Origin of the sequence: Streptomyces sp. KR55, assembly GCF_052245645.1 — a bacterium.
GTDB classification, from domain to species: Bacteria; Actinomycetota; Actinomycetes; order Streptomycetales; family Streptomycetaceae; genus Streptomyces; species Streptomyces flavusporus.
This window is the reverse complement of record NZ_JBQQCE010000139.1, coordinates 1-21,171: the sequence shown is the minus strand read 5'-3', so window position 1 is coordinate 21,171 and position 21,171 is coordinate 1. Positions and strand designations below refer to the sequence as shown.

19 protein-coding genes, 1 tRNA gene and 2 pseudogenes are annotated in these 21,171 nt (G+C 70.4%); 18 read left to right on the top strand and 4 right to left on the bottom strand.

The features are described 5' to 3' along the window. The 6 genes from ACTWQJ_RS21340 to ACTWQJ_RS21315 all read left to right on the top strand — a co-directional run. A partial coding sequence (locus ACTWQJ_RS21340; protein WP_443308212.1) for a molybdopterin molybdotransferase MoeA occupies window positions 1-866 on the top strand: 866 nt, incomplete at its 5' end. Window positions 867-949: 83 nt separating this feature from the next. After that, on the top strand, window positions 950-1,462 hold the full coding sequence (gene moaC / locus ACTWQJ_RS21335) for a cyclic pyranopterin monophosphate synthase MoaC (RefSeq protein ID WP_443308211.1): 513 nt from the start codon (window positions 950-952) through the stop codon (window positions 1,460-1,462). Beyond that, the gene (locus ACTWQJ_RS21330; protein ID WP_443308210.1) at window positions 1,459-1,995 is read left to right on the top strand and encodes a MogA/MoaB family molybdenum cofactor biosynthesis protein; all 537 of its coding nucleotides are present in this window, start codon (window positions 1,459-1,461) and stop codon (window positions 1,993-1,995) included. The genes moaC and ACTWQJ_RS21330 overlap by 4 nt, the downstream gene beginning before the upstream one ends. A gap of 26 nt (window positions 1,996-2,021) precedes the next feature. After that, complete coding sequence (locus tag ACTWQJ_RS21325) at window positions 2,022-2,690, top strand: GNAT family N-acetyltransferase (protein ID WP_224733603.1); 669 nt, start codon at window positions 2,022-2,024, stop codon at window positions 2,688-2,690. Between the two features lie 184 nt (window positions 2,691-2,874). Next, window positions 2,875-4,149 (top strand): divisome protein SepX/GlpR, encoded by a 1,275-nt coding sequence (gene sepX / locus ACTWQJ_RS21320; protein ID WP_443308209.1) that lies wholly within the window; start codon window positions 2,875-2,877, stop codon window positions 4,147-4,149. Window positions 4,150-4,220: 71 nt separating this feature from the next. Next, window positions 4,221-4,294 (top strand) — tRNA-Ala (locus ACTWQJ_RS21315). A 109-nt stretch (window positions 4,295-4,403) separates the two neighbouring features. On the opposite strand, the gene ACTWQJ_RS21310 is transcribed toward ACTWQJ_RS21315, so the two are convergent. Then, entirely contained in the window at window positions 4,404-4,883 is a 480-nt protein-coding gene (locus tag ACTWQJ_RS21310; protein ID WP_443308208.1) for a GNAT family N-acetyltransferase, read from the bottom strand. Window positions 4,884-4,951: 68 nt separating this feature from the next. Here ACTWQJ_RS21310 and ACTWQJ_RS21305 point away from each other — a divergent pair, with 68 nt between their 5' ends. Continuing rightward, window positions 4,952-5,755, top strand: a complete 804-nt coding sequence (locus ACTWQJ_RS21305; protein WP_443308207.1) for an exodeoxyribonuclease III — start codon at window positions 4,952-4,954, stop codon at window positions 5,753-5,755. Between the two features lie 220 nt (window positions 5,756-5,975). Here ACTWQJ_RS21305 and ACTWQJ_RS21300 read toward each other — a convergent pair whose 3' ends face one another. Then, on the bottom strand, window positions 5,976-6,620 hold the full coding sequence (locus ACTWQJ_RS21300; protein ID WP_443308206.1) for a MerR family transcriptional regulator: 645 nt from the start codon (window positions 6,618-6,620) through the stop codon (window positions 5,976-5,978). 148 nt (window positions 6,621-6,768) lie between these two features. Between ACTWQJ_RS21300 and ACTWQJ_RS21295 the strand changes: the two genes are divergently transcribed. From ACTWQJ_RS21295 to ACTWQJ_RS21280, 4 genes are all read left to right on the top strand, one after another. Beyond that, the gene (locus ACTWQJ_RS21295) at window positions 6,769-8,286 is read left to right on the top strand and encodes a flavin-containing monooxygenase (RefSeq protein ID WP_443308205.1); all 1,518 of its coding nucleotides are present in this window, start codon (window positions 6,769-6,771) and stop codon (window positions 8,284-8,286) included. Continuing rightward, complete coding sequence (locus tag ACTWQJ_RS21290; RefSeq protein WP_443308204.1) at window positions 8,283-9,218, top strand: alpha/beta fold hydrolase; 936 nt, start codon at window positions 8,283-8,285, stop codon at window positions 9,216-9,218. Before ACTWQJ_RS21295 ends, ACTWQJ_RS21290 begins: the two co-directional genes overlap by 4 nt. Continuing rightward, the gene (locus ACTWQJ_RS21285; protein WP_443308203.1) at window positions 9,215-10,099 is read left to right on the top strand and encodes an SDR family oxidoreductase; all 885 of its coding nucleotides are present in this window, start codon (window positions 9,215-9,217) and stop codon (window positions 10,097-10,099) included. The genes ACTWQJ_RS21290 and ACTWQJ_RS21285 overlap by 4 nt, the downstream gene beginning before the upstream one ends. A gap of 76 nt (window positions 10,100-10,175) precedes the next feature. After that, window positions 10,176-10,370 (top strand): hypothetical protein, encoded by a 195-nt coding sequence (locus ACTWQJ_RS21280; RefSeq protein WP_443308202.1) that lies wholly within the window; start codon window positions 10,176-10,178, stop codon window positions 10,368-10,370. 89 nt (window positions 10,371-10,459) lie between these two features. On the opposite strand, the gene ACTWQJ_RS21275 is transcribed toward ACTWQJ_RS21280, so the two are convergent. Further along, entirely contained in the window at window positions 10,460-13,690 is a 3,231-nt protein-coding gene (locus ACTWQJ_RS21275) for a S41 family peptidase (protein WP_443308201.1), read from the bottom strand. Window positions 13,691-13,880: 190 nt separating this feature from the next. On the opposite strand from ACTWQJ_RS21275, the gene ACTWQJ_RS21270 reads away from it, so the two are divergent. The 4 genes and pseudogenes from ACTWQJ_RS21270 (at window position 13,881) to ACTWQJ_RS21255 (ending at window position 18,299) form a co-directional block, all read left to right on the top strand. Next, window positions 13,881-14,480, top strand: a complete 600-nt coding sequence (locus ACTWQJ_RS21270) for a TetR/AcrR family transcriptional regulator (RefSeq protein WP_443308200.1) — start codon at window positions 13,881-13,883, stop codon at window positions 14,478-14,480. A gap of 124 nt (window positions 14,481-14,604) precedes the next feature. Next, complete coding sequence (locus ACTWQJ_RS21265; RefSeq protein ID WP_443308199.1) at window positions 14,605-16,839, top strand: MMPL family transporter; 2,235 nt, start codon at window positions 14,605-14,607, stop codon at window positions 16,837-16,839. A 434-nt stretch (window positions 16,840-17,273) separates the two neighbouring features. Continuing rightward, window positions 17,274-18,117: pseudogene (locus ACTWQJ_RS21260) on the top strand (helix-turn-helix domain-containing protein). Then, the gene (locus ACTWQJ_RS21255; RefSeq protein WP_443308198.1) at window positions 18,114-18,299 is read left to right on the top strand and encodes a DUF397 domain-containing protein; all 186 of its coding nucleotides are present in this window, start codon (window positions 18,114-18,116) and stop codon (window positions 18,297-18,299) included. Before ACTWQJ_RS21260 ends, ACTWQJ_RS21255 begins: the two are co-directional and overlap by 4 nt. A gap of 34 nt (window positions 18,300-18,333) precedes the next feature. On the opposite strand, the gene ACTWQJ_RS21250 is transcribed toward ACTWQJ_RS21255, so the two are convergent. Then, complete coding sequence (locus ACTWQJ_RS21250) at window positions 18,334-19,122, bottom strand: class I SAM-dependent methyltransferase (RefSeq protein ID WP_443308197.1); 789 nt, start codon at window positions 19,120-19,122, stop codon at window positions 18,334-18,336. 127 nt (window positions 19,123-19,249) lie between these two features. Here ACTWQJ_RS21250 and ACTWQJ_RS21245 point away from each other — a divergent pair, with 127 nt between their 5' ends. The 3 genes and pseudogenes from ACTWQJ_RS21245 to ACTWQJ_RS21235 all read left to right on the top strand — a co-directional run. Then, complete coding sequence (locus ACTWQJ_RS21245) at window positions 19,250-19,756, top strand: YbaK/EbsC family protein (RefSeq protein ID WP_443308196.1); 507 nt, start codon at window positions 19,250-19,252, stop codon at window positions 19,754-19,756. Further along, on the top strand, window positions 19,753-20,532 hold the full coding sequence (locus ACTWQJ_RS21240) for an EamA family transporter (protein WP_443308195.1): 780 nt from the start codon (window positions 19,753-19,755) through the stop codon (window positions 20,530-20,532). Before ACTWQJ_RS21245 ends, ACTWQJ_RS21240 begins: the two co-directional genes overlap by 4 nt. 205 nt (window positions 20,533-20,737) lie before the next feature. After that, window positions 20,738-21,171 (top strand): annotated as a pseudogene (locus tag ACTWQJ_RS21235) (hypothetical protein); the annotation flags it as partial.

Here is a 21,171-nt window from a genome sequence, read left to right as displayed (position 1 = left end):
ACGTGCGCGTGCACCGGCCGGCCGAGGCACGCGCCCACGTACGTGCGAAGGGCAGCGACGTGAAGGCCGGCGACCGTGCCCTGGAGGCCGGCACCATCCTCGGCCCGCCGCAGATCGCCCTGCTCGCCGCCATCGGCCGCGGCACGGTACGCGTACGCCCGCGCCCGCGCGTGGTCGTGCTGTCCACCGGCAGCGAACTCGTCCAGCCCGACGAGGAACTGGGCAGCGGCCAGATCTACGACTCCAACAGCTTCGCCCTCACCGCGGCCGCCCGTGACGCCGGCGCCATCGCCTACCGCGTGGGCGCCGTCGCCGACGACGCCGAGACCCTGCGCACCACCATCGAGGACCAGCTCGTCCGCGCCGACCTCATGGTCACCACCGGCGGCGTGAGCGTCGGAGCGTACGACGTCGTCAAGGAGGCGCTGTCGCACGTCGCCGACGAGGACGAACCGGGCAGCGGCATCGAGTTCCGCAAGCTCGCCATGCAGCCCGGCAAGCCGCAGGGCTTCGGCTCCATCGGCCCCGACCACACCCCGCTGCTGGCCCTCCCCGGCAACCCGGTGTCGTCGTACGTCTCCTTCGAACTGTTCGTCCGTCCCGCGATCCGCACCCTCATGGGGCTGGAGGACGTCCACCGGCCCAGGACCCGGGCGACCCTGACCGCGGACAAGGCGCTGACCTCGCCGAAGGGCCGCCGGCAGTTCCTGCGCGGTACGTACGCCGACGACAAGGTGACCCCCGTCGGCGGCGCCGGCTCCCACCTGGTGGCCGCCCTCGCGCACGCCGACGCGCTGATCGTGATCCCCGAGGACGTCGAGTCCGTCGCGCCGGGCACCGAGGTCGAGGTGGTCCTGCTCGGCTGAGCGCCCCAGGTTGGCGGTACCGTGTCGCGCACAGCAGGCCCGTGCGCCGCACCGCGGCGGGCCCGGACCGGGAGCGCCACACCATGACCGTGCCTTCCCGGGGGGAGACCCCCGGACCCCCTGTGCAGGACCGACTGACGCACATCGACGATGCGGGGGCCGCCCGCATGGTCGACGTGTCGGACAAGGACGTCACCGCGCGCACCGCGCGCGCGAGCGGACGCGTCCTCGTCTCGCCCCGTGTGATCGAACTGCTGCGCGGCGAAGGCGTACCCAAGGGTGACGCCCTGGCCACCGCGCGGATCGCGGGCATCATGGGTGCCAAGTGCACCCCGGACCTGATCCCGCTGTGCCACCCGTTGTCGGTGTCGGGTGTGACACTGGACCTGTCGGTCGCGGACGACGCCGTGGAGATCCTGGCCACGGTGAAGACGACGGACCGCACGGGCGTCGAGATGGAGGCCCTCACCGCGGTCTCCGTCGCCGCGCTCACCGTGATCGACATGGTCAAGGCGGTCGACAAGGGAGCGGTCATCACGGACGTACGGGTGGAGGAGAAGACGGGCGGCAAGTCGGGCGACTGGAGCCGGGCATGACTCTCGACGCCTCAGTCGGCGGAGCCCTGGTGGCGCCGTACAGCGCTCTTGTGGTCACCGCCTCCAACAGGGCTGCCGCCGGGGTCTACGAGGACAAGGGCGGCCCGCTGATCGCCGACGGCCTCAAGGGCTTCGGGTTCGCGGTCGACGGACCGCAGGTCGTCCCCGACGGGGACCCCGTGGAGGCCGCCCTGCGCGCCGGTGTCGACGCCGGGTACGACGTGATCGTCACCACCGGCGGCACCGGCATCTCGCCCACCGACCGCACGCCCGAGGCGACCCGCGCGGTGCTCGACCACGAGGTGCCGGGCATCGCCGAGGCCATCCGCGCGTTCGGACGGGAGAAGGTGCCGACCGCCGCGCTCTCCCGGGGGCTGGCCGGGGTGGCGGGACGCACACTGATCGTCAACCTGCCGGGTTCCTCCGGCGGGGTACGGGACGGACTGGCCGTCCTGGAGCCCCTCCTGACCCACGCCGTCGACCAGCTCCGCGGCGGCGACCACCCCAGACCCAGCAGTGGGGGTGCGAGCTGAACAGCCCATCCTGGCCCGTCGAACTGGTGGAGGGCGATGTCGTCCTCCGGCCGATAAAGCTGCGCGACCAGCGGGCCTGGCGTGAGGTCAACCGGCGCAACCGCGACTGGCTGCGCCCCTGGGAGGCGACCATTCCGCCGCCCGCGCCCGGCGGGCCGATCGCGCACCGGCCGACCTACCGCCAGATGGTGCGCCATCTGCGCTCCGAGGCGAACGCGGGCCGGATGCTGCCGTTCGTCATCGAGTACCAGGGGCGGCTGGCCGGGCAGTTGACGGTGGCCGGGATCACCTGGGGTTCGATGTGCTCGGGGCACATCGGTTACTGGGTGGACGAGTCCGTGGCCGGACGCGGTGTGATGCCGACGGCCGTGGCGCTCGCCGTGGACCACTGTTTCCGGACCGTCGGGCTCCACCGCATCGAGGTCTGCATTCGCCCCGAGAACGCACCCAGCCGCCGCGTCGTGGAGAAACTCGGATTCCGCGAGGAGGGCCTCAGGCCCCGATATCTCCACATCGACGGAGCCTGGCGCGACCATCTCGTCTTCGCCCTCACCGCGGAAGAAGTGCCCGACGGACTGCTCAGCCGCTGGCGGCGGAACCGGCTGCGGAGCACGGGCGAGAACGGGCAGAGCACGCCGCGCAACCCGCAGAGCCTGCCGTGGAACCCGCAGAACGCCCCGGGCAATCACGCGTAACCCCGGAATTGAATAAATGTTCGAAAATGATCGGACGGTGACCACTCCGGGGCGTTGAATTCGCGACCTCGGTGACCTACTGATCGCATCGCTCACAAAAAAAGCTCGAAATATCAGCCAGATCGTGCGACACACCGGCTCAATTGGCAGATGGCCTCACGCAAACCCCTCTACCGTGTGAGGCGTGAGCAGCAGCGGCCTCATCTACGCAGTCATTGTCGGGGCCTGGGCCGCCTACTTGGTGCCCATGTGGCTCCGTAGGCAGGACGAGCTGAACGAGGCCCGTCCGACGGAGCGCTTCAGCACCGCCATCCGGTTGCTGTCCGGACGGGCGGCCATGGAGCGTCGATACGCCAAGGACCTGCAGGCGCGCTCCACCGACGAGGGGGAGCCCGACCCCGACGACCCGGACGCCGTCACCGACTCGGTGGACGTCCGGGCCTTCGCTGTGTCTCCGACCAGGCCCCGGACGCAGGCGACGGTCCAGGCCCAGGGCACGGAGCAGACGCAACCGGCGCGCGAGCCCGCAGGCGCGTCCGCGCGGGAGCCGGAAAGTGCGCCCGCGCGGAAGCCCGGTGACGCGCCCGCGCACACATCCGGCGCCGCGTCCGCGCGCGAGGGTGTCTCGGCGCCGACGGGCAACCGCGTGCCGTCCGCACGGCGCGCGCCCGCCGCGGAGGCCGCCGCCGCGCGCGCCCAGCGCTCGAAGGTGCTCGCGCGCCGCCGACGTACGACAGTGGTGCTCTTCTTCGCGTTCACGCTCGGCGCGATCGTCGCGGCCGTGGGGGGGCTCGCCTTCCTGTGGGCGCCCGGTGTGCCCGCAGTGCTGCTCAGCGTGTACATCGCGTATCTGCGCACCCAGGAGCGCCGCCGCTTCACCTACCAGATGGACCGCCGCCGGGCGGAGGCCGCAGCGCAGCACCTGCGCGAGCGGGCACGCCAGCCCCGTCGGCAGGCGGCCGCCGAGATCGACGCCGGCGACCCCGACGAGGGACCCGAGCCGGAGGCCGACCCCGGGCTGTCGGCGCTCGCGGCGGACCGGCGGGCGCTCGTCGAGCAGACCGATCACGCCGAGTGGGTCGACCAGCAGCGGGAGCGGCAGCGCGGGCCGGGCAGGGGCGAGAGCTGGGAGCCGGTGCCGGTACCACTGCCGACGTATGTGACGGCGCCGGTCGCTCCGCGGGCCACGCCCGATGTCGATCTGGGGGCGCCGGACGCGTGGAGTTCGGCGCGGTCGAGTTCCGTCGCGCGGGACCAGGAGGCCGGGGACGGGGCATCCACGGCCTCCCCGGACGGCGTGGAGACGGCGGAGCCGGACGAGGCGGCGGACCGTACGGACGGCGGCGACCGCAGCGACGCCCGGCGCGCGGCCTCGGCCCGCCGGGCACGGGAACGCGGGCGTACGCCCCTGTTCGACCAGTACGAGGACGGGGAGCGACCGCGGGCGGCCAACGAGTAGGGCACCTCGGCCCTCACGGCAACGGATTTCCGAGCAGCCCGATCGGGGTGCTAAAGTTTCACTCGTTGCAAGGGCCTGTGGCGCAGTCCGGTAGCGCACCTCGTTCGCATCGAGGGGGCCAGGGGTTCAAATCCCCTCAGGTCCACCGCAACAACTGCCCCGGGGAAACCTGGAGTCGGTTGATAGGAGCCCGCCCGATCGATGATCGGGCGGGCTCCTTTTTGTTGCGTGCCCCCGGTCCGGCTGATGCCGGGTCAGGCGAGGGGCTTCGCGAAGCAGCGGCTGGCCTCGTGGAAGCGGTAGTAGCCGAACTTGGTGCACGGCTCGTAGCCGCTGGAGGTGTAGAGGGCGATCGCCTCCGGCTGCTCTGTGCCGGTCTCCAGGACCATGCGGATGCGGCCGGCCGCACGGGCGTCGTCCTCCAGGGCGGTGAGCATGCGCCGGGCCAGGCCGCGGCCGCGCAGCTCCCTGATCACGAACATCCGCTTCAGCTCGGCGTCGCCGTCCTCGTTGCCCTCGCCGTTCTTGTCCTGGCTGCGCCAGCCGCCGGTGGCGACGGGGCGGTCGCTCTCGTCGTAGGCGATCAGGTACACGCCGTTCGGCGGCGCGAAGTCCGACGGGTCGAGGGGGGTGGCGTCGCCGCCGTCGCCGTAGCGCTCGTGGTACTCGGCCTGGACCTCGTCGTTGAGCTTGACGGCGTCGGGGTGGTCGAAGGAGACGCGACGTATATTCATGCCGGGCATCGTACATCTATGCGATGATCGAATCCGGACTTCGTCCAGTGTGCCGGTATCGTGCCCGGGTGCTCACTGTGACCTCTGTGAACGTGAACGGGTTGCGGGCCGCCGCGAAGAAAGGCTTCGTGGAGTGGCTCGCCGGTACCCAAGCCGATGTGCTCTGCCTGCAGGAGGTGCGCGCCGAGCCGCAGCAGCTGCCCGAGCACGTCCGCGCGCCGGAGGGCTGGCATGTCGTGCACGCCCCTGCGGCCGCCAAGGGGCGCGCCGGCGTCTCGCTGTACACCCGGCGCGAGCCGGACGCCGTCCGCATCGGGTTCGGGTCGGCCGAGTTCGACGACAGTGGGCGCTACGCCGAGGTCGACCTGCCCGGTGTGACGATCGCCTCTCTCTATCTCCCCTCCGGCGAGGTCGGGACCGAACGGCAGGACGAGAAGGTCCGGTTCATGGGGGAGTTCCTCGCCCATCTGAAGGGCCTGCGCGAGCGGGCCGCCGCCGAGGGGCGTGAGGTGCTCGTCTGCGGCGACTGGAACATCGCCCACCAGCAGGCCGACCTGAAGAACTGGCGCGGCAACACCAGGAACTCCGGCTTCCTGCCGGAGGAACGGGAGTGGCTGGGGCGGGTCTTCGACGCCGGGGACGGCGGGTACGTCGACGTGGTGCGGGCGCTGCACCCGGATGTGGCGGGGCCGTACACCTGGTGGTCGTACCGGGGGAGGGCCTTCGACAACGACACGGGATGGCGTATCGACCTGGCAGTGGCGACGCCCGGGCTCGCCGAACGCGCCGTCAAGGCGGTCGTCGAGCGGGCGGCCACGCATGCGGAGCGGTGGTCGGACCATGCGCCGGTGACGGTGGTCTTCGAGCGGTGACCAGGCGCTCCGCTGGAAGTCCGGTACGCCACCTGCGGGTGCGTCGTGGCTGGTCGCTCCCCCCGCTCTCGGCTTCTCCCCCACGCTCGGTTTCGCTCGCGCGGGGGGACCCCCATGAGCGGGGGGACCCCCATCGCGGCGGAGCCGCATATCGAAACAGCCCCGCGCCCCTTTGGGGCGCTGCCGAACCGCACCGGACTTCGCCGAGCCTGCTCAGAACCTACGGCTTCTTCCGCAGCCGCCGGTCCATCGCCAGCGACAGCTCCGCCTCCACCACGCTGCGGGCCAGCGGGCGCAGGCGCGGCAGGTCGTCCTCGGTGGCGTGGCGCAGGACCAGGTCGGCGAACAACTCCGCCAGTGCGTCGGCGTGTTCGCGGACCCGTTTGCCCGCCGCCAGGACCTCCGCAAGGGGGATGCCCTCGCGCACCAGTGCGGCGGACACCTCCAGCAGGCGGCGGCTGATGTGGACGATCTCGTCGCCGTCGGTGCCGAGGTAGCCGAGTTCCATTGCGACGGCGAGGTTCTCGGGGGTGGCCTGGCCCGCGAAGTGGTCGGCGAGTTCCTCGGGGGTGAGGCGGACGGGGGTTTCCTCGGTGGGGGCGCCCAGGCCGAGGAGGTCGCCGACGTCGCGGCCGTGGTCGAAGGTCTCGGCCAGTTCCGCTATGCCGCTCAGGGTGTGGCCGCGTTCGAGGAGTGCGCCGATGGTGCGCAGGCGGGCCAGGTGGTGGTCGTCGTACCAGGCGATACGGCCTTCCCGGCGCGGTGGTGGGATCAGCTTGCGTTCGCGGTAGAAGCGCAGGGTGCGCACTGTGATGCCGGCCAGCCGGGCCAGCTCCTCCATGCGGTACTCACGCTTGTCTGCCACGACCGCACCCTAAGTCGTACCGCCGGTAACTTTCCTCGTACCGCCCCCTACCGCTCAGTACGGGCCTCCTCTACTCTCCCATTGCGCCAGTGTTCACTGGCAGAGTACGCAACTGCGCAGAGTCGCGTGGACAGGGAGGGGCGTCGGTATGGCCGAACACGAGCATGTACGGGTGGCGGTCGTCGGGTCCGGGTTCGGCGGGCTCGGGGCGGCCGTGCGGCTGCGCCGGGAGGGGATCACCGACTTCGTCGTCCTGGAACGGGCCGACAGCGTCGGCGGCACCTGGCGGGACAACAGCTATCCGGGGTGCGCGTGTGACGTACCGTCACATCTCTACTCGTTCTCCTTCGCGCCCAACCCGGACTGGCCGCGCACCTTCTCCGGGCAGGAGCACATCCGCGCCTACCTGGAGCACGTCACCGACGTCTTCCGCCTCCGCCCGCACCTCCGCTTCAACTCGGAGGTGAAGAAGATGACCTGGGACGGCCAGGAGCTGCGCTGGGAGATCGAGACCAGCTCCGGCCGGCTCACCGCCGACTTCGTGGTCTCCGCGACCGGCCCCCTGTCCGACCCGAAGATCCCGGACATCCCCGGGCTCGACACCTTCCCCGGCAAGGTCTTCCACTCGGCCCGCTGGGACCACGACTACGACCTGCGTGGCAAGCGGGTCGCCATGGTCGGCACCGGCGCCTCCGCCATCCAGATCGTGCCGGCCATTCAGCCCGACGTGGCGAAACTGGTCCTCTTCCAGCGCACCCCGCCCTGGGTGATGCCCCGTATCGACCGCGCCATCACCGGCGCCGAGCGGCGGCTGCACCGCGCCGTTCCGCTGACGACCCAGCTCCGGCGTGGACTGCTCTGGGGTATCCGCGAGTTGCAGGTCCAGGCCTTCACCAAGCACCCCAACGAGCTGGGCCTGGTCGAGCAGTTGGCCAAGCGCAACATGGCCCGCGCCATCAAGGACCCGGCCCTGCGTGCCAAGCTCACGCCCGACTACCGCATCGGCTGCAAGCGGATCCTGCTGTCGAGCGACTACTATCCGGCGCTCGCCCGGCCCAATGTGGACGTCGTTGCGAGCGGGCTCAGCCAGATCGACGGCTCGAAGGTCATCGCTTCCGACGGCACCGAGACCGAGGTCGACGCGATCGTCTTCGGCACCGGCTTCCACGTCACCGACATGCCGATCGCCGAGCGGGTCGTCGGGGCGGAGGGCCGGACCCTTGCGGAGGTCTGGAAGGACGGTATGGAGGCCCTGCGCGGCGCCTCCGCGGCGGGGTTCCCCAACTGGATGACGATCATCGGGCCCAACACCGGCCTCGGAAACTCGTCCATGATCCTGATGATCGAGTCCCAGCTGAACTACATGGCCGACTTCGTACGGCAGTTGGACGTGCTCGGCGGACGTGTCGCCCTCGACGCCCGCCCGAGCGCCGTGCATGCCTGGAACCGGCGGGTGCAGGAGCGGATGAAGCGCACCGTGTGGAACACCGGCGGCTGCACCAGCTGGTACCTGGACGCGTCCGGCCGCAACACGACCATCTGGCCCGGTACGACAGCGGAGTTCCGGCGCGCGACACGGCGGGTGGATCTCGCCGAGTACGCGGTGCTGCGGCCCCGAACCGATGTCAGCACCGGCGAGCAGGACACCGTGGAGGCCGCCGTATGAGCCGCCTGCTCCACGTCTCCTCCGGCCCCTACGCCCCACCCGTCCCCGCCCACGAACTGACCGTCACCTCCGCCGACGGCTCCCGTCTGCACGTCGAGGTGCACGGCCCCGAGCAGGCGCCGCCCGTCGTCCTGGTCCACGGCTGGACCTGCTCCACCGCCTTCTGGGCGGCGCAGATCCGGGCCCTGGCCGCCGACCACCGGGTCATCGCCTACGACCAGCGCGGCCACGGACGCAGCCCCGAGAGCCCGGCGTGCAGTACGCAGGCACTCGCCGACGACCTCGAAGCCGTACTCGCCGCGACGCTCGCGCCCGGCGAACGGGCGGTGATCGCCGGGCATTCCATGGGCGGCATGACGGTGATGGCCGCATCCGCGCGCCCCCGCTTCCAGGCGCACGCGGCGGCCGTCCTGCTGTGCAGCACGGGCAGTTCGCGGCTGGTCGCCGAGTCGACGGTGCTGCCGCTGCGCGCGGGCCGGCTGCGCACCGCGCTGACGCGGCGCGTCCTCGGCTCCCGGGCGCCGCTCGGACCGGTCACGCCGATCGCCCGGTGGATCCTCAAGTACGCCACGATGGGCGCCGGTTCGGCCCCGCACATGGTGGAGGCCTGTGCGCGCATCGTGCACGCCTGTCCGCGCAAGGTGCGCCACGCCTGGTCGCACGTACTGGATCTGCTCGACCTCGACCACGGCGTACGGGAGTTGGCGGTACCGACGGCGGTGGTCGTCGGGTCGCACGACCGGCTCACTCCGCCGGTGCACTCACGGGCCCTGGTCGCCGCACTGCCGCAGTGCGTCGGGCTCACCGAGCTGCCCGGGCTCGGGCACATGACACCGGTGGAGGCGCCCGAGCTGGTCACCGGCAGGATCCGGGAACTCGTCACCACCTACGTGAACAGCGCGGCGGACACCGACGTCAAGGAGGGCGCATGAGCAGGGTGAGCCTGGAGGGGCAGGTCGCGGTCATCACCGGGGCCGCGCGGGGCGTCGGCGAGCTGCTCGCCCGGAAGTTGTCGGCGCGCGGCGCCACGGTGGCGCTGGTCGGGCTGGAGCCGGACGCGCTCAAGGAGGTCTCCGCGCGGCTGCACGGCGACAGCGACCACTGGCACGCCGACGTCACCGACCACGACGCCATGGCGAGGGTGGCCCGCGAAGTCAAGGAACGCTTCGGCAAGGTCGACATCGTCGTCGCCAACGCCGGTGTCGCGACCGGCGGTCCTTTCGTCGACTCCGACCCGCAGGCGTGGCGGCGGGTCATCGAGGTCAACCTGATCGGATCTGCGGTGACGGCCCGGGCGTTCCTGCCCGTGCTGGTGGAGAGCCGGGGCTATCTGCTCCAGATCGCCTCCCTCGCCGCGATCACTCCGGCGCCGATGATGACCGCGTACTGCGCCTCGAAGTCGGGCGTCGAGGCGTACGCGCACAGTCTGCGTGCCGAAGTCGGGTACCAGGGCGTGAAGGTGGGTGTGGCGTATCTGTCGTGGACCGACACCGACATGGTGCGCGGGGCCGATCAGGACGATGTCATGCGGGAGTTGAGGCAGCGGCTGCCGTGGCCGTCCAACAAGACGTATCCGCTGGGGCCCGCGGTGGACCGGATCGTCGCCGGGATCGAGCGGCGGTCGAGCCATGTGTACGGGCAGTGGTGGCTGCGCGGGATGCAGGGGGTCCGCGGGTATCTGCCGGGAATCATCGGGACGGTGGGACAACGGGAGATGCGGCGGTTCGCGGACCGGTTGCAGGGGATGCGGACCGGGCTCGTGGGGGCGGGCGGTGCCGCCGATGAACAGGCCCGCGCTACACAGCGTAGTTGATCGAAATGCGTGCTTAGTCCGTCCGTGTAAATCTGGTCGAGGCCCGATCCCCTCACCCACATTGGGAGTGAATCTCATGGGCATGAAGGACCAGTTCCAGGACAAGGCCGAGCAGCTCAAGCAGCAGGCCAAGGAGAAGGTCGGACGGCAGGACGAGCGTGAGCGCGAACGCAGCGAGCGCGGCGAGCCGATAAGCGAGCGCGGCCGGCGCGAGACGGAGCGCGAGCAGCGGGAGGCGGAGGACCGCTTCGACCAGGACTACGACGTGTAACGTCTGTCAACTTGCCTTCGGCCTCGGCCGATTGACGCGGGGTGCCCTTGTGAGGGCGCCCCGCGTTCCTTCGTTCACGGGGGCGGCGCTCAGATCCGTGGCGGGAGCTTGGGGCGGGAGCGGTTCGGGATGTCGCCGTGGTCCGGGGGTGTTGCCGCCGGATTGGTCGTCAGGAGCTCCAGGGCCAGCCGGACTGCGTCGTCGAGTTGGGCATGGCGGCCCTCCGCCCAGTCGAGGGGCGTGCGCAGCGCCTCCAAGTCAGGGGAGACACCGTGGTTTTCGACCGACCAGCCATAGGCGTCGAACCAGGCCGCGTTCATCGGGACCGTGATGACCGTGCCGTCGCCCAGGCGGTGCCGGCCGGTCATGCCGACGACTCCGCCCCAGGTGCGCTGCCCGACGACCGGACCCAGGTTCAGGAGTTTGAAAGCGGCCGTGATCATGTCGCCGTCCGAGGACGTGGCCTCGTCGGCCAGCGCCACCACCGGCCCGCGGGGCGCGTTCGAGGTGTACGACACCGGCTGGGCGTTGCGGGTGAGGTCCCAGCCGAGGATCGTACGGGTCAGCTTCTCGATGACGAGTTCGCTGATGTGCCCGCCGGCGTTGCCGCGCACGTCCACGATCAGCGCGGGCCGCGAGACCTCCATCCGCAGGTCGCGGTTGAACTGGGCCCAGCCGGAGCCGCCCATGTCGGGGATGTGCAGATAGCCGCAGCGGCCGCCGCTCAACTCCCGTACCACCGCACGGCGTTTGGCCACCCAGTCCTGGTAGCGCAGCGGCCGTTCGTCGACGAGCGGGATGACGGCGACCCGGCGGGAACGTCCCTCGCCCCCGGCCGGGGTGAACGTCAGCTCCACCGTCGTGCCGCCCGCACCGGCCAGGAGCGGGTAGGGGCCGGCCACCGGATCCACCGGGCGTCCGTCAACATGGGTCAGGACCGCCCCCTCCCGGATGCCCGAACCGGCGAGCGGGGAGCGGGCCTTGGAGTCGGAGGAGTCACCCGGCAGGATCCGCTTGATCATCCAACTTCCGTCCCGGCACACGAAGTTGGCACCGAGCAGGCCCTGCCAGCGCTGGTACTGCGCCGGCCCCTCGTTGCGGCGCGCGGCGGAGACATAGGCGTGCGAGGTGCCCAGCTCGCCCAGCGCTTCGCGGAGCAGGTCGGCGAACTCGTCCGGCGACGCCACCCGGTCGACCAGCGGCCGGTACTGGTCCAGCACCGCGTCCCAGTCGATGCCGCACATCCCCGCGTCCCAGAAGTACGCGCGGATGAGCCGGCCCGCCTCCTCGTACGACTGGCGCCACTCGGCACCCGGATCCACCTCGTGCATGATCCGGCGCACGTCGATCCAGGTCGTCGTGTCGCTGTCACCGGACTCCGTGGACGGCACCGCGCGCAGGTCGCCCTCGTCGACCACGACGAGCCGGGTGCCGTCGCCGCTGACCGCGAAGAAGTCCAGGTGCTGGACGAGTTCGGACTTCTTCGCCTTGGTGATGTTGAAGTACTCGAGGGTGGGGCGGCCGCTGGTGTCGTCCGGGTTCACGAACGTCTCGCCGAGCGCGCCCGAGATCGGCCAGCGCAGCCAGACCAGCCCGCCGCCCGCGACCGGGGCCAGCGCCGAGTACTTGGAGGCCGCGACCGGGAACGGGGTCACCCGGCTCTCCAGGCCCTCGATCTCCACCATCACCGCGCCGGCCTCGCCGGGCTCCTCCTCCTCGACCGGGTCCAGGCCCCCGGCGGCCGGGCGGCCGTCGGGGTTCAGGGCGAAGGGGGACGGCGTGGCAGAGGAGAGCGGCACCAGGTACGGGCGGCAGCCCAGCGGGAAGGACAGGTCGCCGGTGTGGACGTCGTACACCGGGTCGAAGCCGCGCCAGGAGAGGAAGGCGAGATAGCGGCCGTCGCGGGTGAAGACCGGGTTCTCGTCCTCGAAGCGGCCGTTGGTGACATCGACGATGAAACGGTCCTTGATGCGGGCCAGCTTGATCTGGCGCAGGGTGCGCCCGATCCCCGGGTGCGACCACGTCAGCCACGCCCCGTCCGGCGAGAAGGCCAGGTCCCGCACCGCTCCGTTGATCGACCGGATCAGCTCGGTCACTTCACCGTTGGACCCCTCCGTCGCGTCGATCAGCAGCAGCCGGCCGTCGTGCGCGGCGATCGCGAGCCGCTCGCCCTGCGGATCGCAGACCATCTCCAGGACGCGCCCCAGCTCCCCCTGTGCCATCCGCCGCGGCTCGCGGTCGCCGGTGGCCCGCGGCAGATAGGCGATCTCGATCGCGTCCTCGCCCTCCGCGTCCGTGACGTAGGCGACCTGGCCGCCCGAGCCGAGCATCTCCGGGAGCCGGACCCGTACGCCGGGCGTGTCGGTGAGCGTCCGCGCCGGTCCGTCCCGGTGTGTCAGCCAGTAGAGACTCCCTCGTACGACGACCGCGCTCGCGCGGCCCGTCTCGTCGACGGAGATGCCGTTCACATGCTGGGCGGCGGGCACCTGATACGTACGCCGGCCCGCGCGCGGCCCGCTCAGGCGCACGTCGAGACGGCGCGGCGCCGAGTCCGCGGCCAGATCGTCGACGATCCACAGGTCGCCCGCGCACTGGTACACGACCCGCGTGCCGTCGCTGGACGCGTGCCGGGCGTAGAAGGCGTCGTGGTCGGTGTGGCGGCGCAGGTCGGAGCCGTCGTAGGCGCACGAGTAGAGGTTGCCGACGCCCTCGTGGTCGGAGAGGAAGGCGATGCGACCGCCGACGAACAGGGGGGAGTGCAGATGACCGTTCAGGTCGGCGAGCAGGCGTTGCCCGTGCAGCCACAGCCGGCCCATCGCCCCGCCCCGGTAACGCTTCCAGGCGGCCGGTTCGTGGGGTGGGGTGCCGGTGAGGAGAAGTGTTCTGCGCTCCCCCTCGATGTCGGCGACCTGGATGTCGGAGACCGGCCCCCAGGGCAGCTTGCGGCCCGGGTCGCCGTCGGGGGAGACCTTGTAGGCCCAGGTGAAATGGGAGAAGGGCTCGCCGTGCGAGGCGACGGCGAGGATGTCGCCGTCCGGGGTCCAGCCGCAGACCTGGGTGTCCGCGCTGCCCCAGTAGGTCAGCCGGCGTCCCGCACCGCCCTCCACCGGCACGAGATGGATCTCCGGGACGAGGCTGCGCCAGCTCGTGTACGCGAGGTGGCGGCCGTCGGGCGAGAAGCGAGGATGGCCGATCTTGGTGCGGTCGACGGTGAGCCGCCAGGCGCGGCCCGGGCCGTCGAGAGGGGCGAGCCAGAGGTCGTCCTCGGCGACGAAGCACAGCAGGTCACCGCTGAGGTGGGGCAGACGCAGATAGGTCACCTTTCCATGCTTTGCCCGGGGACGAAGCGGAGCAAATCGTGAAAAACTTACCATGCGTGACGCAGAACACGTACGAAACGGTTTCGTTTCGAAGGTGGCTGCGCTACCTTCGTCGTGTACGAAACCGTGTCGTTCGGAAGTCGATCGGCAGTTCGTTCAACGTGTCGTTCGGAACAGGAAGGTGAGCGGAATGGCTGAGGTCGCAACGCCGCGTCGCAGTCGTATCACTCCCGAGCGCGCGGCCGAGCTGTACGAGGCCGTGCTCGACCTGCTCCGTGAAGTCGGCTACGACGCCCTCACCATGGATGCCGTGGCCGCCAGGACACGCTCCAGCAAGGCCACGCTCTACCGCCAGTGGGGCGGCAAGGCCGAGCTGGTCGTGAAGGCCATCCGGCACGGCAAACCCGGTTCGTTCACCGACGTCGACACCGGCTCGCTCCGGGGCGACCTGCACGCCCACATCGAGCGGGCGGACGACTGCCAGATGGAGCAGAACGCCGCGCTCATGCGGGGTCTGGCCATGGCGGTGCACAACAACCCGGACCTGCTGCGGGAGTTCCGGGAACAGCTCATCGAGCCGGAGATGGCGGAGTTCCGTCGTGTGCTGCAGCGTGCCGTCGACCGGGGTGAGATCCGTGCGGACAACCCGGCGCTGGATTTCGGGGTGCACATGATGATCGGTGCATTCGTCGCCAGGGGACTGATCGAGGATCAGCCGCCGACCCGGGCCTTCCTCATCTCCTACATCGACGCCGTGGTCCTCCCCGCCCTCGGCGCGCCCACCACCTGAGCAGCATCCCTCTCTGTTAGCACCTGACGCGACCGCTCACGTCGTCGGGCCGATCACCCCTGCCACCCACCGGGTTGATCAACCCTGCCCTGAATACCCCACGACCTGACCGGGAGACGCCCTCGTGGCCACGTTCCTCTACAAACTCGGCCGGCTCGCCTTCCGGCGACGGCATTTCGTCGCCCTGATCTGGGTGGCGCTGCTGACGCTCGCCGGTGTCGGCGCCGCCAGTGCCCCCGCTGCGGGCACCACCTCCTTCTCCATCCCCGGCACCGAGGCCCAGAAGGCCTTCGACCTGCTGGAGGACCGCTTCCCCGGCATGAGCGCCGACGGAGCGACCGCCCGGGTCGTCTTCAAGGCACCCGCCGGCGAGAAGATGACCGACGCCGACAACAAGGCGACCGTCGAGAAGGCCGTCCAGGAGCTGTCCGACGGCTCCGAGGTCGCCTCCGTCGCCGACCCGTACCAGGCGCAGGCCGTCAGCAAGGACGGCACGGTCGCCTACGCGGCGGTGAGCTACGACGTCTCCGGCATGGAGCTGGAGGACTCCACCAAGGAAGCCCTGGAGGAGGCCGCGCAGAACGCGCGGGACGCCGGGCTGACCGTGGAGATCGGCGGTGACGCGCTCCAGGCCACGCCCGAGACCGGCGCCACCGAGATCATCGGTATCGCGGTCGCCGCGGTCGTCCTGGTGATCACCCTGGGCTCGCTGGTCGCGGCCGGACTGCCGCTGCTGACGGCGATCATCGGCGTGGGCATCGGCGTCGCCACCATCACGGCCCTCGCCAACACGCTCGAACTCGGCTCCACCACCTCCACGCTGGCCATGATGATCGGCCTCGCCGTCGGCATCGACTACGCGCTGTTCATCGTCTCCCGCTACCGGGCCGAACTCGCCGAGGGCCGCGACCGCAACGAAGCGATCGGCCGGGCGGTCGGCACGGCGGGCTCCGCGGTGGTCTTCGCGGGCCTGACGGTCGTGATCGCCCTGGCCGGACTCGCGGTCGTCAACATCCCGATGCTGACCAAGATGGGCCTCGCAGCCGCAGGCACGGTCGTCATCGCCGTACTGATCGCCCTCACCATGGTCCCGGCACTGCTCGGCTACGCGGGCCGCAAGATCCAGCCGGCGGGCTCGAAGAGCAAGCTGTTGGGCGGCGGCCGCAAGTCCAAGAACCAGAGCAGCGAGAACAAGCCCAACATGGGCACGCGCTGGGCGAGCTTCGTCGTCCGCCGCCCCGTCGCCGTCCTCCTCTTCGGCATCATCGGCCTGGGCGCCGCCGCGGCCCCGGTCGGCTCGCTCGAGCTGGGCCTGCCCGACGACGGTTCGCAGCCGACGTCGACGACCCAGCGCCGCGCCTACGACCTGCTGTCCGAGGGCTTCGGCCCCGGATTCAACGGTCCGCTGATGCTGGTGGTCGACGCCAAGTCCAGCGACGACCCCCAGGCGGCCGCCGCCACGGTGACCGACGAGATCAAGGGTCTGGAGGGCGTCGTCACGGTGACCCCGACGGTGCCCAACAAGGCCGGCGACACCTACACGATCACCGTGATCCCGGACTCCAAGCCCTCGTCGACCGAGACCGAGGACCTGGTCCACGGCATCCGTGACGCGGGCGCGGACATCAAGGCCGACACGGGCGCGGAGGTGCTGGTCACCGGCACCACCGCCATGAACATCGACTTCTCGCAGAAGATGAACGATGCGCTGATCCCGTACCTGGCGCTGGTGGTGGGCCTCGCCTTCCTGCTCCTGATCGCGGTCTTCCGCTCGATCCTGGTCCCCCTGAAGGCGGCCCTCGGCTTCCTGCTCAGCGTGCTTGCCGCACTCGGTGCCGTGGTCGCGGTGTTCCAGTGGGGCTGGATGGCCGACCTGATGGGCGTCGAGGAGACCGGCCCGATCATGTCGATGATGCCGATCTTCATGGTCGGCGTGGTCTTCGGCCTCGCGATGGACTACGAGGTGTTCCTCGTGACCCGGATGCGGGAGGCGTACGTCCACGGCGAGAAGCCCAGCCAGGCGGTCGTCACGGGCTTCAAGCACGGCGCGCGGGTGGTCACGGCCGCGGCGGTGATCATGATGGCGGTGTTCGCCGGCTTCATCGGCTCCAGCGAGTCGATGGTCAAGATGATCGGCTTCGGCCTCGCGATCGCGGTCTTCTTCGACGCGTTCATCGTCCGCATGGCGATCGTCCCGGCCGTGCTCGCCCTGCTCGGCAGGAAGGCCTGGTGGCTGCCGAAGTGGCTGGACCGCGCCCTGCCCAACGTCGACGTCGAGGGCGAGGGCCTGCGCACCCGCTCCGACGACGACCGCAAGGACGCGGACCCCGACGAGGAACGGGAGCTGGTACGCGTCTGACGCGACAGCTTCCCTGAAGACCAGCCGGTGAGGGTTCCGTGGGGACGGGGCTGCCCTCACCGGCTTCCTTTTGTCAGCTCCGCCCAGACCGTCTTGCGGGGCGGGGCCCCGCGGCGATGCCCCAACGGTCGGCCAACACGTCCACGAGGAGGAGACCGCGGCCGGAGTCGGCGTCCGGGGTAGGGGCATTCAGGCGGGGGAGGCGGGCGCCGCGCGGCGTGGGGGACAGGAGCACGCTGAAGTTGCAGACGGTGCAGGCGGGTTCGGTTTCAGGGGCGACGGTTTCCTGATTCATGTCACTCAGCGTGGCGGAAACTGCCTACGGTGCCTGGTGGCAGCACGTGTGCGTATGGCTACTGTCCGGCCTTTGTCTCGTGCTGTCTCGGCCGTCTTGGCAGTTGTACGGTACGAGTGCGCGTCGGAGGTGGGTGGCCGTGAACGACGGTGTGGACGAGGCGGGTTGGGACACCGAGCCGGGTGACGAGATCGAACCGGTGGTCCAGGCGGTGGGGCGCCTGATCAAGGTCTGCCGGGAAGCGGCCGGATGCGGGCGGCCGACCTGGGTGAGGTCATGGGCTACGGCGAGGACATGATCCGCAAGATGGGGCGAGGGGCGCGCATTCCCCGGCGGAGTTCCTGGACAGGGCGGACGACGTCCTGAATGCGCAGGGGCATCTCAAGGCGTTCAAGCGGGACATGGAGCAGGCTCGGTACCCCAAGAAGGTCCGGGAGCTGACGGAGTTGGAGGGGCGGGCGGTGGAGCTGCTGTTCTGCAGCAGCCACAACATCCATGGGTTGTTGCAGACGCCGGAGTACATGCGGGCGCTGTTCGAGATGAGGCAGCCCCCGCACAGCCCGGAAACGGTGGAGCGGGGAACGGTCGCACACGCGGCTCGAAAGGCGATCTTCCAGCGGGAGCCTGCCCCGACGCTCAGTTTTGTTCAGGAGCAGGTGACGCTGGAACGCCCCATCGGCGGGGAGACGGTGCTTCGCCGACAGCTCGAACATCTGTTGGAAATAGCGTAGTTGAGAAACGTCACGCTCCAGGTCATGCCCACCGACCTGGAGGAGCACGCCGGATCGTCGGGCCGGATCCAGGTGCTGAAGTTCGCTGACGGCACGGCGATTGGACGCTGTGCCGGTGCGTTCAACGGCCGCCCGGTCGAGAACCCCAAGGATCTCCGGATCCTTGAGCTGCGCTATGGCATGATCCGGGCTCAGGCTCTCCCGCCGAGGGGGTCGCTGGCCTTCATCGAGCAAGCGCTGGGGAAGCTATGAGCACCGCACAACTCCACTGGTTCAAGAGCAGCTACAGCGACACCGACGACGTCAACGACTGCGGCGAGGTCGCCACCACCCCCGCCACCATCCACATCCGCGACTCCAAGACCCCCGAAGTCCCGCACGTCACCGTCACTCCGAGCACCTGGACCGACTTCCTGACGTACGTCGCGAAGTGACGGTCGGCCCCGGCGGTAACTCCTCCAACTGGTGTCACCTGCGACGACCCCGTGTGCTGGTCAGCGGGTAGGAGTTGACGGCGAACGCCGGGTCCCTCAGGAGGGCGTAGAAGCGGGTTAGTTCCTCGTTTGTGACGCCGTCCGTGCGCAGGGCGCTTGTCGCCTGTTGCATGTTGACGCGGTGCAGGCCGATGCCCGTGCCGCCGCCCGGCCAGGCCTCGGCGTAGGTCGTGCACGTGACGTCCGTCAGGTCGGCCCGCGTCATGGCCGCAAGCGTCCGGCGGCCCCAGAGGGGGTCTGCGCCGGTCTTCTCCAACTGGGTGAGCAGCGCGGAGTGAAGGCGCTCGAAGAGGGAGACCGCCGCAGCGTCGGGCGCGGCCAGCACCGGCGTCCAGGAGAGGTCGAACTCGTCCAGGACCAGCCAGCCGCCGGGGCGCAAGATACCGACCAGGCGGTCGAGGACGTCGAGGCGCTCGGGCAGGTGGAGCAGGACCAGGCGGGCGTGGATCAGGTCGAAGCTGGCGCCGGGCGGCGGGTCGTTGACGATGTCGTGGCGCAGCAGGTGGACGTTGGGCGGGTGTGGGCGGGACTCCGCCCAGCGTGGGTCCAGGTCGGTGACCGTGACCTCGCCCTCGGGGCCGACCCGCTCGGCCAGCCAGTCGCCCAGTGAGCCGCCGCCTCCGCCCACTTCGAGGCAGCGCCAGCCGCGGGCGAGCCCTGTCTCTTCCAGCTGGCGGCGGGAGAACGGGTCGTAGCAGGACTCCAGGACGGAAAAGCGGTCCGGGGTGCGGTCGTCCTTGTTGTCGAACAGGTAAGGGGACATATCGCCATGATCGGGGAGCGTGGCGGCGTGCAGGCAGGGCGCACCGGGGGACGAGACGGGCTCGCGGGGCGCGAGCCGCTCGTAACCCGGTCGCATGTGCCGTACACGGAACGCTAGCGTGCCGTTCATGACCACTTCGGATGCCGGAACTTCAGATGCTCATCCCCGTTTCGCGGCGGCCCTCGACGTGCTGGGGCTCGGTGAACTGCACGGTCGTGTCCGCCGGTTCCCGGATGCGACCCGTACCGCCGCCGAGGCCGCCGCCGCGATCGGGTGCGAGCTGAGCCAGATCTGCAAGTCGCTGGTCTTCGCGGCGGACGGGGTCCCGGTGCTCGTCCTCATGGACGGGGCGTCCCGGGTCGACGTGGAGCTCGTGCGGAGGGAGCTCGGCGCCGGGAAGGTCACGCGGGCTGGCGCCGACGTCGTAAGGGAGACGACGGGGTATGCCATCGGGGGCGTACCGCCGTTCGGGCACCGGACGGCGACGCGGGTGCTCGCCGACCGGTCGCTGCTCGACCACGACGTGGTGTGGGCCGCCGCCGGTACGCCGTACACCGTGTTCCCGATGGAACCCAAGGCGCTGATCGCCCAGGCCGGCGGCACCCTGGTGGACGTGCGCGAGCGGGCTGCGTGACGCCGCTGGTCACGGCGGCCGTGCTGCTGGCCGCCGTTGCCCACGCGAGTTGGAACGCGATCGCCCACCGCATCACCGACAAGCTGGTCGGGTTCGCGCTCATCTCGGGCGGAGGCCTGGTCATCGGGCTCGCGCTCGTGCCGTTCGTGGCCTTCCCGGCCGCGCGGGCGTGGCCGTACCTCTTCGCCTCCGCTGCCATCCACATCGCCTACTACGCGCTGCTGATGACGTCCTTCCGGCTCGGCGACTTCGGGCAGGCGTATCCGATCGCGCGCGGCAGTGCGCCACTGGCCGTCACCGTGCTCGCCGCCGTCTTCGCACACGAGGTGCCGGACGGCTGGGTCGTCGCCGGCATCGCGCTGAGCTGCGCGGGACTCACCGGCGCCGCGCTGTGGGGGCTGCGCGGGCGGCGGCCGGACTGGGCGGCGATCGGGGCGGCGCTGGCGACCGGGCTGTCGATCGCGGCGTACACGGTGGTGGACGGGCTGGGCGTGCGGGCGTCCGGCTCGCCCCTCGGGTACGTCGCGTGGCTCATGGCGGTGCAGGGGATGGTGATACCGGCGTACGCCGTGTACCGCTGGCGTACGCAGACGCCCGCGCGCCTGCGGCCGTTCCTCGGGCTCGGACTGCTGGGCGCGGGGCTGTCCGTAGGGGCGTACGCGCTGATCCTGTGGGCGCAGACCCGTGCGGAACTCGCGCCCATCTCCGCCCTGCGCGAGTCCTCAGTCAAGCCTTGCTCATGCAGTAATAACGTCGCTGGTCAGGGGGCTGGATGAGGCATCCCGTGCACCCCGGCGTCGTCCCGCGCCATGAGTCCTCGATACGGTCTACGGCAACATCGAGTGTCCAAGAGCACGGGGGAGCCTCGTACAGGTCGAATGGTGGGCTTCGGGGTGCGACCTCTGGGGCGGTCTCCTATAGTTGGTGTTAATGCGCCTGAGCCTTTCTGAGTCGGAGACGCGACTGCCGTATGGAGGCTTCATGAGCTGGCATAACCCATTTCCCATTGCCGGTCCCAACAATGCTGTCCCCGGTGCGATCGCGGCCTTTTCTCGTAACCCCGATCAGATGGACGTGTTCTGGGTCGGCCCGGATGGTGGCGTGGGCAGCAACTTCTGGAACCCTGCCGAGGGTTGGCATGACCCATTTCCCATTGCCGGTCCCAACAATGCTGTCCCCGGTGCGATCGCGGCTTTCTCTCGTAACCCCGATCAGATGGACGTGTTCTGGGTCGGCCCGGATGGTGGCGTGGGCAGCAACTTCTGGAACCCTGCCGAGGGTTGGCATGACCCATTTCCCATTGCCGGTCCCAACAATGCTGTCCCCGGTGCGATCGCGGCCTTTTCTCGTAACCCCGATCAGATGGACGTGTTCTGGGTCGGCCCGGATGGTGGCGTGGGCAGCAACTTCTGGAA